Source organism: Frigoribacterium sp. CF331, from assembly GCF_057787905.1.
Map to the genome: position 1 here is coordinate 639183 of NZ_CM173545.1, position 16500 is coordinate 655682.

General features: G+C 72.6%; 15 protein-coding genes and 1 riboswitch. Of the genes, 9 read left to right on the forward strand and 6 right to left on the reverse strand.

The window, feature by feature from the left end; all coding sequences use genetic code 11:
* Positions 1-68: 68 nt before the first annotated feature.
* A complete protein-coding gene (locus tag AC3CCI_RS02945; protein WP_488628050.1) occupies positions 69-1688 on the reverse strand; it encodes a peptide ABC transporter substrate-binding protein in 1620 nt (539 codons plus the stop codon).
* 356 nt (positions 1689-2044) lie between these two features.
* Here AC3CCI_RS02945 and AC3CCI_RS02950 point away from each other — a divergent pair, with 356 nt between their 5' ends.
* A complete protein-coding gene (locus AC3CCI_RS02950) occupies positions 2045-2803 on the forward strand; it encodes a CPBP family intramembrane glutamic endopeptidase (RefSeq protein WP_354593820.1) in 759 nt (252 codons plus the stop codon).
* Between the two features lie 278 nt (positions 2804-3081).
* Here the strand turns inward: AC3CCI_RS02950 and gcvP are convergent, their stop codons facing one another.
* The 4 genes from gcvP to AC3CCI_RS02970 all read right to left on the reverse strand — a co-directional run bounded on the left by gcvP (position 3082) and on the right by AC3CCI_RS02970 (position 8638).
* The gene (gene gcvP / locus AC3CCI_RS02955; RefSeq protein WP_488628652.1) at positions 3082-5901 is read right to left on the reverse strand and encodes an aminomethyl-transferring glycine dehydrogenase; all 2820 of its coding nucleotides are present in this window, start codon (positions 5899-5901) and stop codon (positions 3082-3084) included.
* Between the two features lie 104 nt (positions 5902-6005).
* The gene (gene gcvH / locus AC3CCI_RS02960) at positions 6006-6383 is read right to left on the reverse strand and encodes a glycine cleavage system protein GcvH (protein WP_043595477.1); all 378 of its coding nucleotides are present in this window, start codon (positions 6381-6383) and stop codon (positions 6006-6008) included.
* 25 nt (positions 6384-6408) lie between these two features.
* Positions 6409-7692: a glycine cleavage system aminomethyltransferase GcvT gene (gene gcvT, locus AC3CCI_RS02965; protein ID WP_488628051.1), complete on the reverse strand. Its 1284-nt coding sequence runs from the start codon at positions 7690-7692 to the stop codon at positions 6409-6411.
* Positions 7693-7911: 219 nt separating this feature from the next.
* Positions 7912-8015: riboswitch (glycine riboswitch) on the reverse strand.
* A 170-nt stretch (positions 8016-8185) separates the two neighbouring features.
* Positions 8186-8638, reverse strand: a complete 453-nt coding sequence (locus AC3CCI_RS02970; protein ID WP_354593553.1) for an SseB family protein — start codon at positions 8636-8638, stop codon at positions 8186-8188.
* A gap of 116 nt (positions 8639-8754) precedes the next feature.
* Here AC3CCI_RS02970 and AC3CCI_RS02975 point away from each other — a divergent pair, with 116 nt between their 5' ends.
* The gene (locus AC3CCI_RS02975; protein ID WP_354593554.1) at positions 8755-9246 is read left to right on the forward strand and encodes a hypothetical protein; all 492 of its coding nucleotides are present in this window, start codon (positions 8755-8757) and stop codon (positions 9244-9246) included.
* On the opposite strand, the gene AC3CCI_RS02980 is transcribed toward AC3CCI_RS02975, so the two are convergent.
* The gene (locus AC3CCI_RS02980; RefSeq protein ID WP_354593555.1) at positions 9227-10060 is read right to left on the reverse strand and encodes a putative protein N(5)-glutamine methyltransferase; all 834 of its coding nucleotides are present in this window, start codon (positions 10058-10060) and stop codon (positions 9227-9229) included. The two genes, AC3CCI_RS02975 and AC3CCI_RS02980, sit on opposite strands and share 20 nt — an antisense overlap.
* Before the next feature lie 56 nt (positions 10061-10116).
* Here AC3CCI_RS02980 and AC3CCI_RS02985 point away from each other — a divergent pair, with 56 nt between their 5' ends.
* The 7 genes from AC3CCI_RS02985 (at position 10117) to AC3CCI_RS03015 (ending at position 16482) form a co-directional block, all read left to right on the forward strand.
* Positions 10117-10599: an FBP domain-containing protein gene (locus AC3CCI_RS02985; protein WP_354593556.1), complete on the forward strand. Its 483-nt coding sequence runs from the start codon at positions 10117-10119 to the stop codon at positions 10597-10599.
* 95 nt (positions 10600-10694) lie between these two features.
* On the forward strand, positions 10695-11006 hold the full coding sequence (locus AC3CCI_RS02990; RefSeq protein WP_354593557.1) for an antibiotic biosynthesis monooxygenase family protein: 312 nt from the start codon (positions 10695-10697) through the stop codon (positions 11004-11006).
* A gap of 158 nt (positions 11007-11164) precedes the next feature.
* The gene (locus AC3CCI_RS02995) at positions 11165-12253 is read left to right on the forward strand and encodes a LolA family protein (protein ID WP_488628052.1); all 1089 of its coding nucleotides are present in this window, start codon (positions 11165-11167) and stop codon (positions 12251-12253) included.
* 10 nt (positions 12254-12263) lie between these two features.
* Positions 12264-13286: an ABC transporter ATP-binding protein gene (locus AC3CCI_RS03000; RefSeq protein ID WP_488628053.1), complete on the forward strand. Its 1023-nt coding sequence runs from the start codon at positions 12264-12266 to the stop codon at positions 13284-13286.
* Positions 13273-14166 carry an ABC transporter permease gene (locus AC3CCI_RS03005; RefSeq protein WP_488628054.1) on the forward strand — a complete coding sequence of 298 codons (894 nt, stop codon included), beginning with the start codon at positions 13273-13275 and terminating at the stop codon, positions 14164-14166. The genes AC3CCI_RS03000 and AC3CCI_RS03005 overlap by 14 nt, the downstream gene beginning before the upstream one ends.
* 44 nt (positions 14167-14210) lie before the next feature.
* Positions 14211-15806 (forward strand): hypothetical protein, encoded by a 1596-nt coding sequence (locus AC3CCI_RS03010; RefSeq protein ID WP_488628055.1) that lies wholly within the window; start codon positions 14211-14213, stop codon positions 15804-15806.
* Between the two features lie 184 nt (positions 15807-15990).
* Positions 15991-16482: a MarR family winged helix-turn-helix transcriptional regulator gene (locus tag AC3CCI_RS03015; protein ID WP_354593561.1), complete on the forward strand. Its 492-nt coding sequence runs from the start codon at positions 15991-15993 to the stop codon at positions 16480-16482.
* Positions 16483-16500: the final 18 nt, after the last annotated feature.

Consider the following 16500-nt stretch of genomic DNA (forward strand, 5'->3'; position numbering starts at 1 on the left):
CCAGATCGTGTCTGCTCCGAGCCCCCTCTCGAGCGCTGATCGAGGCTAGTGCCTCGGCGCGGGTGCAGCTAGTTCTTCGTGACCTCGTAGTAGAGGGGCACCGAGTTCCAGCCGAACTCGACGTTGTCCACCGTGTCGGCCCAGACGCCGGTCACGTTCGAGTACCACAGCGGGATCGCGGGGAGGTCCTTGAAGAGGACTTCCTGGGCGTCCTGGAACTTCGCGTTGGCGTCCTCGACCGAACCGGCCTGGCTGCCTTCCTTGACGAGGGTGTCGAACTGGTCGCTGCTGTAGCGGCCGTAGTTCGAACCGGCACCGGTCTGGTAGAGCGGGGCGAGGAAGTTGTACAGCGACGGGTAGTCCGCCTGCCAACCCGAGCGGAACGCACCGGTCATGGCGTCGTTCGACTCTTCGTCGAGCAGACCCTTGAAGTCGGGGTACGACTTGCCCTCGGCCTTGATGCCGAGCGTGCTCGAGATGCTGTTCGCCGCGGCGTCGACCCAGGCCTGGTGGCCACCGTCGGCGTTGTAGGCGATGCTGAACGTCGTGTCACCGTAGGGCGAGATGGCGTCGGCCTCGGCCCAGAGCTTCTTGGCCTCGCTCTCGTTGTACGTCAGGACGTCCGAACCCTCGAGGTCTTCGGAGTAGCCGTCGATGACGGGCGAGGTGAAGTCCTTGGCGGGGGTGCGGGTGCCCTGGAAGATCACCTTGGTGATCTCGTCGCGGTTGACGGCCATCGAGATGGCCTGACGACGGAGTTTGCCCTCGTCGGTCGTGCCGTCGAAGTGCTCGAGGTACTGGGGGATGGTGAACGACTGGAAGATCGCGGCCGCCTGGTTGACGTTGCGGTCCGGGAAGTCGTCCTTGTACGTCTCGAACGCGCTGTCGGGGACGGCGTCGAGGATGTCGAGGTTGCCCGACTGGGCGTCCGCGTAGGCGGCGTCCTGCGTCGTGTAGAACTTGATCGTCAGACCACCGTTCTTGGGCGTGCGGGGGCCGTCGTAGTCCGAGTTGGTGACGAGCTTGATGTCCTGGTTGTGGGTCCAGGCGCCTTCGCCGTCGAGCTTGTACGGGCCGTTGCCGATCGGGTTCTCGCCGAAGGCCGCCGTGTCGGCGTAGAACGCCTCGGGCAGCGGGGAGAACGCCGAGTAGCCGAGGCGCAGCGGCCAGTCGGCCTCGGGGGCCGTCAGCTGGACGGTGAACTCGGTCGGGCTGACGACCTCGAGGGCGAGGTCGCTGTCGGCGTCGTAGCTGAAGCCCTGGATGTCGTCGAAGAAGTAGCTGCCACCCTGGGCGTTGCTGAGCTGCGCAGCCCAGTTCCAGGCCTTGGTGAACGACTCGGCGGTCACGTCGGTGCCGTCGGTGAACTTCAGGCCCTCGCGGATCTTGACGTCCCAGTTCTGGTTGTCGTCCGAGGTGATGCTGTCGGCGACGTCGTTGACCGACGCACCCTTGGCGTCGTAGCTGATCAGACCGGCGAAGATCGAGTCGATGATCTTGCCACCGCCGACCTCGGTGGTGTTCGAGGGGATCAACGGGTTCTGCGGCTCGTTGCCGTTCGTCGTGATCACCGCGGAAGCGTCACCGGACGACGAGTCGTCCCCGCTGCCGCTGGCGCAACCGGTGAGGACGAGTGCTGCCGTCCCCACGACGGCGACGGCCGACAGGCCCATGCGCGTCTTCTTCAATGTTCCTCCTGATGCGGGAAAGGACGCAGCACTGTGCCCAGGGGCCGTGCCGCGTTGGATGCAGTGAGCCTAAGCACCCCGTTCCGGCATCACCAAACCACCGCGACAACGGTTACACGACGGAAACCAACTCGCGGGATCATTGCGTCGGCATGCAGTTCGTTGCGCGGAAGACCTGAAGTTCGCAGGAATCGGCTGCGGGAAATCCGCCACCTGGCAGGTATTGTTCTCCGCCACCCGGGAGGCGCGGGTCGGCCCGCTCACGTCCGCCGCGTACGATCACCCCCGTGAGCCGCCCCGACGCCCCTGCCTCCGACGCGACACCACCCGTGGTCCTCGCACCGTACCCGGCCCCGATGACCCGCGCACGCCTCCGGGTCGAGATCGCGATCGTCCTAGGGCTCTCGCTCGGCGCCTCGGCCGTGTACTCGGTCCTGTCGATCGTCAACCGGCTCACGCAGCAGACCGCGCTCTCGCAGCAGACGGCCACCCTCAACTCGCCGTTGAGCAGCCGCGAGTTCTTCGACCTCGCCTACCAGGTGCTCGGCATCGCGGTCGACCTCGTGCCGGTGCTGCTCGTGGCCTTCCTGCTGTGGCGACGGGAGCGCCCGCACCTGGGCCGCCTGGGCGTCGACTTCTCGCGCGCCGGGCGCGACACCCTGGGGGGCGTCGGTCTCGCGCTGGCCATCGGAATCCCGGGCATCGGGCTCTACCTGGTCGGCAAGGCGCTCGACCTGACCGTCACGGTGGTCCCGACGAACCTCGGCGAGCACTGGTGGACCGTGCCCGTGCTGCTGCTGTCGGCGCTGCGGGCCGGCGTCACCGAGGAGGTGATCGTCGTCGCCTACCTGTTCGCGCGCCTGCGCGACCTCGGCTGGCGGACCTGGTCGATCATCGTCACCGCCGCCCTGCTGCGCGGCAGCTACCACCTCTACCAGGGCTTCGGGGCCTTCGTCGGCAACGTCGTGATGGGGGTCGCCTTCGGCTGGCTCTACGTGCGCTTCGGCCGGGTGCTGCCCCTGGTGATCGCGCACTTCGTGATGGACGCCGCCGTCTTCGTCGGCTACCCGTGGGCCGCGACGGCGTTCCCGGCCCTCTTCGGCCTGCCGTCCTGACCCCGCGGCGTCGAGCGCACGCGGGCCGGCCCGACGAAACTGGGTCTTGACACCCGTTCGGGGGGCGAGTCTGATGTACCCACGGGTCGTCGCGATCCGCGCTAGCCGAACAGCGTGAGCTGTCCCCCGGGCGTCGATCGGGACGGTCGCCGCTACGTGAACGCCCTCCGCGACACTCGGCGGCCGACGTCCGAGGGACCAAGAGGGAACCGCCAGCACTCGACGGGATCGGGTGCTGGCGGTTTCCCGTCCGAGGCGCGGTCGGCGCCGGACGCGACCTAGGCGAACGCCTCGGCCGGCGGGCAGTTGCAGAACAGGTTGCGGTCGCCGTAGGCCTGGTCGATGCGACGCACCGGCGGCCAGTACTTGCCGCGGACGAGCGAGCGCACCGGGTACACGGCCTCTTCGCGGCCGTACTCGGCCGTCCACTCGCCCACAACGACCGACTCGGCCGTGTGCGGAGCACCGCGCAGGGGGCTCGACTCGGCCGTGTACCGGCCGGCCGCGACCTGGTCGGCCTCGCCCTTGATGGCGATCATCGCGTCGACGAAGCGGTCGATCTCGGCGAGGTCCTCGCTCTCGGTCGGCTCGACCATGAGCGTGCCCGCGACGGGGAACGACATCGTCGGGGCGTGGAAGCCGTAGTCGATGAGGCGCTTGGCCACGTCGTCGACGGTCACGCCGGTCGCGTCGCGCAACGGACGCAGGTCGAGGATGCACTCGTGCGCCACGAGGCCGTTCTCGCCGGCGTAGAGCACCGGGAAGTGCTCGCGCAGGCGGGCGGCGACGTAGTTCGCCGACAGGACGGCCGCGCCGGTCGCGCGGGTGAGGCCCTCGGTGCCCATCATGCGGACGTAGGCCCAGCTGATCGGCAGGATGCTCGGCGACCCGTACGGGGCACTCGAGACCGGCACTCCGGCGTGGGCGAGGCGATCGCCGTCGGCCGAGGCGACGGCACCCGTGCGGCGGTCGGCCTGCTGCGCCATCGGGTGACCGGGCAGGAAGGGCGCGAGGTGCGCCTTGGCCGCCACCGGTCCGACGCCCGGACCACCACCACCGTGGGGGATGCAGAAGGTCTTGTGCAGGTTGAGGTGCGACACGTCGCCGCCGAAGTCGCCGAAGCGCGCCACCCCGAGCAGGGCGTTGAGGTTCGCCCCGTCGACGTAGACCTGGCCGCCCGCGGCGTGCACCGCGTCGGTGAGCGCGACGATGTCGTGCTCGTAGACGCCGTGGGTCGACGGGTAGGTGATCATGAGCGCCGCGAGCTGGGCCGCGTGCTGCTCGACCTTCGCGCGCAGGTCGTCGAGGTCGACGTTGCCGCCCTCGTCGCAGGCGACCACGACGACGCGCATGCCGGCGAGCACGGCGCTGGCCGCGTTCGTGCCGTGCGCGCTCTGCGGGATCAGGCACACCGTGCGGTCGGCGTCGCCGTTCGCGAGGTGGTAGCCGCGGATCGCCAGCAGGCCGGCGAGCTCGCCCTGGCTGCCCGCGTTCGGCTGCAGCGAGACGGTGTCGTACCCGGTCACCTCGGCCAGCCAGCCCTCGAGCTGACCGATCAGGTCGAGGTACCCCGCGACGTCGTCGGCCGGGGCGAACGGGTGCACGCCGGCGAACTCGGGCCAGGTGACGGCGGCCATCTCGGTCGCCGCGTTGAGCTTCATCGTGCAGCTGCCGAGCGGGATCATGCCGCGGTCGAGCGCGTAGTCCTTGTCGGCGAGGTGCTTGAGGTAGCGCATCATGCTGGTCTCGCTGCGGTGGGTGCGGAAGACCGGGTGCGTGAGGTAGTCGCTCGTCCGCAGCAGCGCCTCCTGGAGGCCCGACCCGGCCTCGCCCTCGAGCAGGTCGACGCCGAGGACCTCGGCGACGACGCGCACGTCGTCCCGCGTCGTGGTCTCGTCGAACGAGAGCCGGATGCAGTCGCCGTCGACGGCGTGCACCAGGTAGCCGCGGTCGTGGGCCGCGGTGACGATCTCGGCCGCGCGACCGGGGACGAAGACCTGCAGCGTGTCGAAGAACGAGTCGTTCTCGAGCTCGAGCTCGCTGGCGCCGATCGCCGCCGCGAGGTCGGAGGCGTGACCGTGCACGCGCGTCGCGATGTGCCGCAGGCCCCAGGGGCCGTGGTAGACCGCGTACATCGACGCCATGACGGCGAGCAGCACCTGGGCGGTGCAGATGTTCGACGTGGCCTTCTCGCGGCGGATGTGCTGCTCGCGGGTCTGCAGGCTGAGCCGGTAGGCGGGCTGGCCCACGGCGTCCTGCGAGACGCCGACCAGCCGGCCGGGCAGCTGGCGTTCGAGGCCCGTGCGCACGGCCATGTAGCCCGCGTGCGGACCTCCGAAGCCCATCGGCACGCCGAAGCGCTGGCTGGTGCCGACGGCGACGTCGGCCCCGAACTCGCCGGGCGCCTCGACGAGCGTCAGCGCCAGCAGGTCGGCGGCGACGACGGCCAGGCCGCCGTGGGCGTGGGCGGCCTCGACGACGGCACGGGGACTCCAGACGGAGCCCGAGGCCGACGGGTACTGCACGAAGACGCCGAACGACGCGGGCAGCTCGGCGGGGTCGAGCACCGACAGGTCGAGCTCGACGAGCTCGATGCCGACGGCCTCGGCACGGCCGGCCAACAGGGCCTTGGTCTGCGGGAAGGTGTCGCTGTCGACGACGAAGACGTCGGTCTTCGCCTTCGACGCCCGGCGCGCCAGCAGCATGCCCTCGACGACGGCGGTGCCCTCGTCGAGCATCGAGGCGTTGGCCGTCGTCAGGCCGGTGAGCTCGGCCACCATGGTCTGGAAGTTGATCAGGGCCTCGAGCCGGCCCTGCGAGATCTCGGGCTGGTACGGCGTGTAGGCGGTGTACCAGCTCGGGTTCTCGAGCACGTTGCGCTGGATGACGGCGGGCGTGACCGTGTCGTAGTACCCGAGGCCGAGGAGGCTGCGCGACACGCGGTTGCGCCCCGCGAGGGCACGCAACTCGGCGAGCGCCTCTTCTTCGCCGATCGGCTCGGGCAGCACGCTGTGCTCGAGGGGCGTGGCGTGGATGGCGTCGGGCACGGCGGCCGCGACGAGCGACTCGACGCTGTCGTGGCCGACCGCGGCGAGCATGGTCGCCTGGTCGTCGGGGGTGGTGCCGACGTGGCGGTCGACGAAGCCGGTGGCCACCTGGTCGGACCAGCCGCCGAAGACCGACCCGCCGGGCTGCCCGGTGCTCATTCGGCGGTCAGCGCGACGTACTCGTCGCGCGAGAGCAGGCCCTGGCCGTCGGTCGACGACAGGGTGATCTTGATGAGCCAGCCCTCGCCGAACGGGTCGCTGTTGACCAGGTCGGGACTGTCGACCACGGCCTGGTTGGCCTCGAGCACCGTGCCCAGGGCCGGGGCGAAGAGTTCGCCGACCGACTTCGTCGACTCGATCTCGCCGACGACCGTGCCGGTCTCGACCTCGGTGCCCTCGGCGGGCAGGTCGACGTACACGACGTCGCCGAGCTTGTCGGCCGCGTAGTCGGTGATGCCCACGGTCGCGGTGTCGCCGTCGATGAGGAGCCACTCGTGCTCGGCGGTGTACTTCAGTGCGGTGAGATCGGTCATGGCCGGTCCTTTCGGGGTGGTGTGCCTAGGAGCGCTTGTAGAAGGGCAGCGGGACGACGGTCGCGGCGACCGCGGTGCCCCGGACGTCGACGGCGAGCGCGGGGCCGCGGTCGACCACGTCGGGGTCGACGTAGGCCATCGCGACCGGGTGGCCGAGGGTCGGCGACAGGGCGCCGCTCGTGACCTCGCCGACGACGGTGCCGTCGTCGGTGACCACCGGGTAGCCGGCCCGCGCGGCCCGGCGGCCGGTCAGCGTGAGGCCGACGAGGACGCGCGCCCCCGCGGCCGGTTCGACGCCCTGACGCCCGACGAAGTCCTTCGAGGTGTCGACGACGCGACCGAGACCCGCCTGGTCGGGGCGCACGTCGAGGCCGAGCTCGTGGCCGTAGAGGGGCATGCCGGCCTCGAGGCGCAACGTGTCGCGACTCGCCAGGCCCGCGGGCACGAGCCCACGGGGGCCGCCGGCCTCGGCGATCGCGGCCCAGAGCACGGGGGCGGTCTCGGGGTCGACGTAGAGCTCGAAGCCGTCCTCGCCCGTGTAGCCGGTGCGGGCGATGAGCACGGGAGCGTCGTCGAAGGTGCCCTGCAGCACGCGGTAGTAGCGCAGCGTCGACAGCGGCGCGTCGGGTTGCAGCCGGTCGGCCGTGACCAGTTCGTCGAGCACGCCCTCGCTCTCGGGGCCCTGCACGGCGATCAACGCGGTGTCGTCGCTCTCGTCGTCGACCGTGACGTCGAACCCGGAGGCGCGGGTCGCCAGCGCCGCGAAGGCCGCCTCGCGATTGCCCGCGTTGGCCACCACGAGGAAGTCGTGGTCGTCGAGGCGGTACACGACGAGGTCGTCGACGATGCCCCCCTCGGCGGCGAGCAGCAGCGAGTACTTGGCCCGCCCGACCGCGATGGTCGACAGCGTGCCGGCGAGCGCGTGGTCGAGGAACGCCCCGGCGTCGGGCCCGACGACCGCGATCTCGGCCATGTGCGAGAGGTCGAAGAGGCCGGCGGCCGTGCGGACGGCGTGGTGCTCGGCGAGGTCCGAGTCGTAGCGGACCGGCATCTGCCAGCCGGCGAAGTCGGTGAAGACGGCCCCCGCTGCGACGTGCACCTCGTGCAGCGGGCTGAAGCGCTCGTCCGGCTCGTCCGGCTCGTCGGAGCCGGTCGGGTCGTCGGCGTCGCCGGGCCCCGTGGCGATGCCCTCGGTGCCGTCGTCGGACAGGACGACGTCGCCTCCGGGCGTGGCGGCCGCGTCGACGTCCGTGAGGTCGTCGTCGTCGGGCCCGGGGGCGGCGGGCAGGTTCGAGGCTGCGTCGGACATCGTGCTCCTGGAGGGACGGACCGGCCGCCAGGTGTCTCGGCCGGGAACGGTGTCGTGCGGGTCGGGCACGACGGGGCAGTGCGCACCGGTGGTCGCCGGTGCGGACTCCCCCTCTGTCATGGGCCTGAGAGCTTCACCGGCCGAGGCCGGCTTTCACCGTGGGCGAGGACCGGCGAGGGGTCTGTGGACCGCCTCGCGCCTCCTGCTTTTCAGAGTGGCCAGTCCGTCGCGGTACGCGTACCTGAGAGATTGGCGGGGAGCTTGCTCCTTCGGTGCCCGGTCGGCGCAGTCTCTGCGCACCGGAGCTCTCCCGCGACGTGTTCGTGGCCCGATGTTCGGTTGTGGCGTCAGCCTAGCGCCGTCGTGTGACACGCAGGTTTCGAGATCCCGTCGGATCGGGAGGGCATCGGCCGCGGCACGACGGCCCGGACGACGGACGCCCCGACCGGGCGGCGGTCGGGGCGTCGGGTGGTGCGGGTGCGACGGAGGGGGCCTAGACGGCGCGCGACGGCTCTCCGGGCTCGGGCGAGCCGGCGGCCTCGTGGGCGGCGACGAGCTTGCGCACGTCGTCGGCGAGCTGGCTGACGCCCTCGGGCAGCATCTCGAAGCCCTCGTGGTTGCCCGGGTTCACGACGAGGCCGGTCTCGGCCGGGATCGCCTGCACGAGCTCGGCGGCCGGCAGCGTGGCCGAGTACCGCGCGACGCCCTTGACCTGCTCGCCGATCATGTCGACGTGGGTGAAGGCCGCGAGCATGGGCACGCCCTCGCGGTCGAAGAGCACGGGCTGCAGGTCGTTCAACGACTCCTGCGCGTCGGTGGCCGTCGCGACGACGACCTGGGCGTTGACGAACTCGGCGAGCACGCTGTTCATGTCGCCCTCACCCGCCTGCCCCTTGCTGATGGCCTGCTCGAGTGCGGTCTTTTCGCGGTTGTCCGTTGCGGTCATCGCTCCAGGGTGCCGGGCCAACCTCCGTGTCGCCTCCGTGTCGGCGTGGTGCGCGGCCGTGCCGCTCGCTACCCTGTGCAGCACCCCGTCGCGCAGCACCGTCCCGAGGAGCCCCCGTGCCCCGCACCCCCCGACCGTCCCGTCGAGCGGGCGTGCCCGCGGCCCTCACCGTCGTCGGCCTCGCCGTCGCCCTGCTCGTCACGGGCTGCGCCGGCGCCACGCCCGCCTCGAGCTCGAGTCCCGGCCCGTCGGCCACGCGGCAGGCGGAGCCCTCGGCCACGGCGTCCGACATCGCGACGGCCCTGCCCGACGCCACCGCCCTGCCCGAGACCGAGCCGCCCGCCCCCGCCACGGCCGAGGCCCAGGAGGCGCCCCCCGCGTGGCACGCGTGCGTCACGGCGATCGGCGACCAGAACCCCGACCTTCCCTTCCTCGACGACGTCTGGGCCTACGAGGCCGACGACGTCCAGGACAGCGCCACGGGCGCGGTCGCCACCGTCACCATGGGTCACCTCTCGGACGGTCGTCCCGCCACCGAGTGGACGTGCCGCATCTCGGGCACCCCCGAGTCCCCCGTCGTCGACTCGGTCACCCCGGCCGACCTCTGACCGACGACGCGACGGCGACGACGACCGTGCCGTCGACCTCGTCGTCGCGGACGACCCGGGCCCGGAGGCCCGCGGTGACCAGCGCCTCCCGGGTGTCGTCCGCCTGACCCACGCTCGTCTCGAGGACGAGCGTGCCGCCCGGCGCCAGCCACGCACCGACCTCGGCGGCGATGCGCCGGTGCAGGTCGAGCCCGTCGGCGCCGCCGTCGAGGGCGAGCGACGGCTCGTGGAGGCGCGCCTCGGGGGGCAGGGACGCGATCGCGTCGGTCGGCACGTACGGGGCGTTCGCGGCGACGACGCGCAGGCGGCCGCGCAGCGACGCGGGCAGGCCGCCGAAGAGGTCGCCCTCGACGACCGTGCCCTGGTCGGCGAGGTTGCGCCGCGCGCAGTGCACGGCCGCCGGGTCGAGGTCGGTGGCCCACAGCTCGAGACCCGGGTGCTCGACGGCGAGGGCGGTGGCCACGGCGGCGGCACCGCAGCAGAGTTCGAGCACGGGGCCGCCGGGGGCCGCGGGACGGCCGGTCGGGTCGGCGGCCGCGAGCGCCGCGGAGGCCTGGTGGAGGACCAGCTCGGTGCGGCGGCGGGGCACGAAGACGCCCGGCTCGACGACGATCCGCAGTCCGGCGAACGCCGCCCAGCCCACGACCTGCTCGAGCGGCCGACCCGCGACGCGGTCGGCCACCATCGACTCGAGCGCCTCGTCGTCGGGGGCCTCGCCGAGCAGCACCCGCGCCTCGTCCTCGGCGAAGACGCAGCCCGCGGCCCGCAGGCGACGCGTGACGAGTCGTTCGCGCTCGGCCCCGGGGATCGTCACGCGTCCACGCTAGACCGACGCGTAGGCTGACGAGACCCGACGGCACGAGGGAGAACATGAAGCCGCTGACCGAGACCGACATCCGCGAGTCGTTCGTCAACGCCCTGCCGGGCGACCTCGAGCGGCTGCCGATCCCCGGGCTGCACGAGATGCTCTGGGAGGACCGCGAGTTCCTGGGCTGGCGCGACCCGCAGGCCCACCACCGCGGGTACATCGTGCACTGGATGGACGACCGGCCGGTCGGCCTCGTCGTGCGGTCGTCGAGCAGTTCGCTCCGCCCCGGCATCGCGGCCATGTGCTCGCTCTGCCACTCGCCGCAGCCGGCCACCCAGGTGCGCCTCTTCACCGCTCCGAAGGCCGGCGAGGCCGGGTTGAACGGCAACACCCTCGGCACCTACATCTGCGAGGACCTCGCCTGCTCGCTGCTCATCCGCGTCGCGCCGCCGCACCTCAACCCGCCCGAGCAGATCGAGCGGCGCTCGGTCGGGTTGACCGAGCGCGTCCGGGGCTTCACGGCGAACGTCATGAAGACCGCCTGACGCGAGGGCGTCCCGACGACCCGCACCGCGCCTCCCGGGCCCCGTCCCGTCGAGGCCGCACCCCGACCACCGACCACCCATCGAAAGGCCCCGCCGTGTCCGTCGTCAAGATCAACGCCATCCACGTCCCCCAGGGGTCCGGCCCCGAGCTCGAGAAGCGCTTCGCCGCGCGCAAGCACTCGGTCGACGGGGCCGAGGGGTTCGAGGGCTTCCAGCTGCTTCGCCCCGTCGCCGGCGAGGACCGCTACTTCGTCGTCACCACCTGGCGCAGCGAAGAGGACTTCCGGGCCTGGTCGGCCGAGGGGGTGAAGGCCGCGCACGCCCGCCCGGCCGGTGCGGCGGACGCCCCGCGCGGCCCCGTCGCGACCGGTGCCGACCTGCTCGAGTTCGAGGTCGTCGAGCTCTGACGCCCGTGTCCGCCGAGCCCGACCGGACGGGTCGCGGCCGGGCTCTGTCGACGTCGAGCGACCGACCGCCCGGGTGACAGCGTTCTCCAGGGTTCGCGCGTAGTCTCCTGCCCTGTCGTCGACCCGCTCGGGGCCCGGCGTGAGAGGTCGCGATCGTCATGAAGAAGTCCACCCGCTGGGCCACCGCCGCCGCCGTGCCCGTGGCCGTCATCGCCGCGAGCATCGTGGTCCCCGCCGTCTCGGCCACCGCCGACGTCGACCTGCCCGACAAGTCGCCCCGGCAGGTGCTGGCGCTGGCCGCCTCGAGTTCGGGTGCGTCGTACTCGGGCACCGTCGAGCAGACCTCCGACCTGGGGCTGCCCGACGTCTCGGCCCAGGCCTCCGGCGGCTCGGCGTCGTCCGACGTCGCGGGTGCCCTCGAGCTGCTGACCGGCAGCCACACGGCCGAGGTCTACGCCGACGGCACGTCCAAGCAGCGGGTGCAGGTCATCGACGACCTGGCCGAGCGCAACGTGATCCGCGACGGTTCGAGCGTGTGGACCTACGACTCGAAGACGAAGGAGGCCACCCACGCCACCCTGCCCGACGAGAGCCGTGCCCAACGCCCCTCCGTCCTGCCGGACGGCACCGCCGTGCCGCAGACGCCCGCCGAGCTCGCCGACCTCGTCCTGGCGAACGTCGAGCCGACGACCACCGTCACGGCCGAGTCCGACGTGAACGTCGCCGGACGCGACGCGTACCAGGTCGTCCTCACGCCGAAGGACTCGTCGACCCTCGTCGCCCGGGCGACGCTCACCGTCGACGCCGCGACCGGCGTCCCGCTCAAGGTGGTCGTCGACGCCAAGGGTCAAGCCGACCCGGCCCTCTCGGCCGGGTTCACCTCGATCGACTTCGACGCCCCGGCGGCGAGCGTCTTCGCCTTCACTCCCCCGGCCGACGCGACCGTGACCGAGGCGACGGCGCCCGGCCGCGTCTCCGGCCGGGCGAAGGTCGAGGGGACCCACGCCGAGAAGACCGTCGTCGGCTCGGGCTGGAGCACCGTCGTCGGCGTGACCCCGGCACCCGGATCGACCGACCGTGCCTCGTCGTCCGACACGAGCGGCCTGCTCGACCAGCTGACCACGAAGGTCGACGGCGGGCGCGTGCTCGAGACCTCGCTCGTCTCGGTGCTGCTCACCGACGACGGCCGGGTGTTCGCCGGAGCCGTCGACGCCGAGGCCCTCCAGGCCGCCGCGGCCGGCCAGTGACCCCCGGCCGGTGAGCCACGACACCACCGCGGTCCGGTCGTCGCGCGACGACGCCGGGCCGCGCGGCGCGTTCGCCGTCGAGACGAGCGGCCTGACCAAGCGCTTCGGCCACCAGCAGGCCGTCGACGGCGTCGACCTCGCCGTGCCGCACGGCAGCGTCTACGGGTTCCTCGGCCCGAACGGATCGGGCAAGACGAGCACGATCCGCATGCTGCTCGGGCTGACCTCGGCGACGAGCGGCGAGATCCGCGTGCTGGGCGGCTCGATGCCCGACGACCTCCGACGGGTCCTGCCCCGGGTGGGCGCCCTGGTCGAGGGTCCGGCCTTCTACCCCTTCCTCTCGGGTCGGGCCAACCTGCACCGCCTCGACTCGGGCGACCGTCGGGCACCGGCGGCCACCCGCCGGGCCCGCGTCGACGCGGCGCTCGACCGCGTCGGCCTCGGGCACGCCGCCTCGAAGAAGGCGCACGCGTACTCGCTCGGCATGAAGCAGCGCCTGGGCATCGCCACCGCCCTGCTCATGCCCCGCGACCTGCTGGTGCTCGACGAGCCGAGCAACGGCCTCGATCCGCAGGGCACCCGCGAGGTCCGCGGCCTGATCCGCTCGCTGGCCGACGAGGGCACGACGGTCCTCGTCTCGAGCCACCTGCTGAGCGAGGTCGAGCAGATGTGCACGCACATCGGCGTCATGAGCGCAGGGCGGCTGCTCACCCAGGGCACGCTCGACGACCTGCGAGCCCTCGGCGCACACCGTGTCCGACTGCTCACCCCCGACCCCGACGTCGCCCGTGACGTGCTGACCCGCCTCGGGCTCACCCCGGAGGCGCCGGCCCGCTCGGACGCGACGCCCGCCACCGCGGGCGGCTCGGTCCGCGTCGAGGCCGACCTGGCCGTCGAAGGCCTGTCACCCGAGTCGATCGTGTCCGCGCTCGTCGCGGCCGACGTCCGGGTGCGGGGCTTCGAGGTGGCGGGCGCGAGCCTCGAGGACCGCTTCGTCGACCTGACCGGAGAGGGCTTCGATGTCGCCGGCTGAGCCCAGGGACGCCCACCCCGACGACCGGGCCGTGGACGGCCCGGCCGACCGGCCCCGGCACGGACTCGGCCTCGCCCTGCTCGGCAGCGAGCTCGCGATGCTCTTCCGCCGCGTGCGGACCATCGCGCTGCTCGGTGCCCTGGCGCTGATCCCCGTGCTGCTGGCCGTCGCGGTCCGCGTCACGACGGCCGACGGCGGCGGAGGCCGCGGGCCGGCATTCCTCGGCGACATCACCCAGAACGGCCTCTTCGTCTCCCTCACCGCGCTCACGGTGGCGATCCCGCTCTTCCTCCCCCTGACCGTGGGCGTCGTCGCCGGCGACACGATCGCCGGAGAAGCGAGCCTCGGCACCCTGCGGTACCTGCTGGTGACCCCGGTGGGCCGGGTGCGCCTCCTGCTCGTCAAGTACGTGGCCGCGGCCGCGTTCTGTCTCGCAGCGACCCTCGTGGTGGTCGTGTTCGGGGCCATCGCCGGGGCCGCGCTGTTCCCGATCGGGCCGGTGACCCTGCTCTCGGGCCAGACCGTCGGCCTCGGCGACTACGCCCTGAGGCTGCTGCTGATGGCGCTCTACGTCACGCTCTCGTTGCTGGGCCTCAGTGCGATCGGCCTGTTCGCCTCGACCCTGACGAGCGTGCCCGTCGGCGCCATGGCCGCCACCATCGTGCTCTCGACCGTCGCCCAGATCGTCGACGCGCTGCCGCAGCTGGACGCCCTCGACCCGTGGCTGTTCACCCACCACTGGCTGGGCTTCGCCGACCTGATGCGCGATCCGATCTCGTGGGACTCCTTCGCCGCCAACGCCCTGCTGCAGGCGGGCTACGTCGCCGTGTTCGGCGCCCTCGCACTCGGCCGCTTCACGACGAAGGACGTCCTGAGCTGATCCCCCGGTGCGCCGGGGTCGGTGGTCGCGGTTACCGTTGATCGGTGCTCCTCCGACCCGGCCCCGCTCCGACCCGACCCGTTCGACCCCGCCTCGTCCCGGGCCCACCTCGTCGCGTCCGCTTCACGGTCGCCGCCGCGTTCGCGGCTGCGGTGCTCGTGGCGACCGCCGGCTGCACGTCGACCGCGGTCGACGACCGGACGGCCGTCGTCACCCGGGGGCAGGAGGCGCGGGTCACCGTCGTCGGCGCGGCCGGGGCACCCGAGAGGGCCGTCGAGGCGAGCCGGGCGCTGTTCACCTCGAGCCCCGTCGCGGTCGTCGCCCCGGACGGCGATCCCGAGGCCCAGGCGGTGGCCGCCGACGAGGCGCGACGACTGCGGGTGCCGATGCTGCTGGCGCCCGCGGCGGGGTCCACCGGCGGATCGGCGTCACCGGTCCCCTCCTCGTCGGGACTCGCGACCGACTCGTCCACGGGGCTCGGGGCCGAGCTCGACCGACTCGGCGTCGAGACGGTGCTGGGCGTCGGTGACGTGGGGGCGCTCGGCGCGACGGGTGTCGAGGTCGTGACCAGCGCCTCCTCGGTCGACGTCCCCGAGGCGGGCACCGCACGCCACGACGTCCTCGCCGTCGTGGCCGGTGGCGACGACGCCGCGGCGACGGCCACGGCACGGGCCGCGGGCGCCGAGGTCGAGGCCCTGCCCGACGGGGTCGTCGACCTGCAGGCGTCCGGCGAGGTGATCGACGCGCTGCACGCCTCGTCGACGACCGCCACCCTGTTGGTCGGCGCCTCGTTCTCGACGGTCCCCGACCCCGACTGGTCGGTCGCGGCGGCCCGCTCGGGCGCACAGCTGCCGGGCGGTGGTCAGCGGTTCTTCCCCGACCGACGGTTCGTGGCGCTCTACGGCGCCCCCGGCACGGGAGCGCTCGGCGTGCTCGGCGAGCAGGACGTCGCCGCCACCGTGCAGCGGGCCGCCGCCGTCGCGGCGAGCTACGACGCGGTGAGCGACCGTCCCGTCGTCCCGCTGCTCGAGATCATCGCCACCGTGGCCTCCGGTGCGGCCGGGGCCGACGGCGACTACTCGAACGAGCTCTCACCCGAGAGCATCTTGCCCTACGTCGACGCGGCCGCCGCGGCCGGCCAGTACGTCGTGATCGACCTGCAGCCGGGGCGGGCGGACTTCCTCAGCCAGGCGAAGCGCTACGAGTCGCTGCTGTCGCGGCCGAACGTGGGCCTGGCCCTCGACCCCGAGTGGCGGCTCGAGGCCGACCAGGTGCCCCTGCGGCAGATCGGCGGGGTCGAGGCGAGCGAGGTGAACGCCGTCTCGAGCTGGCTGGCCGACCTCGTGGCGTCGAGGGGCCTGCCGCCGAAGATGTTCGTGCTGCACCAGTTCCGGCTCGACATGCTGCGCGATCGGTCGTCGATCGACACGTCGCACCCCGAACTCGAGACGCTGGTCCACGTCGACGGCCAGGGCTCGCAGCCCGACAAGCAGGCCACCTGGCGCACCCTGCACGACGGGGCACCGGCGGGGGTGGCCTGGGGCTGGAAGAACTTCTACGACGAGGACGCCCCGATGCTCAGCCCCGAGCAGACCATGGCCGACGTCTCGCCCACGCCCGACCTCGTGACGTACCAGTAGCCGAGCGCGACCGCCGAGGCGACCGCGCCGGAGGCCAGCCGGGCAGGTTCCTGCAGAGCGGACCGTCGCGGTGGACCGTCGAGGGCGAACCCGCCCGTGCTGCCGACCACGGGCCCGTGTGGCCGATTCTCCGACGGGTGGACGAAGATGACAGGTACGACCCGACCGATTGGAACGCAGCACCGTGGCCACGAACGACGAAGTCGACCTGATCATCGACGCCTGGGCACGCGAACGCCCCGACATCGACTTCGCACCCCTCGACGTCTTCTCGCGACTGCGGCGCCTGTCGCGACGGCTCGACCGCATCCGCAGCGAGGCCTTCGCCCACGCCGAACTCGAGAACTGGGAGTTCGACGTCCTGTCGGCCCTGCGCCGGGCCGGCGACCCGTTCCAGCTCAGCCCGAAGCACCTCGTCACGGCGACCATGGTCACCAGCGGCACCATGACGAACCGCCTCGACCGACTCGTCGAACGCGGGTTGGTCGAGCGCCGAGGTGACCCGAGCGACGGTCGCGGCGTCCTCGTGAGGGTGACCGCCGACGGCATCGCCCGGGTCGACGCCGCGATGCTCAGCCTGGTCGACGCCGAGAGCGCCCGGCTGCACTCGCTGTCACCCGCCCAGCAGGCCCAGCTCGCCGACCTGCTGCGCCTCGTCGGCGACGAGTTCAGCTAGGGCCGACGGCCCCACCGG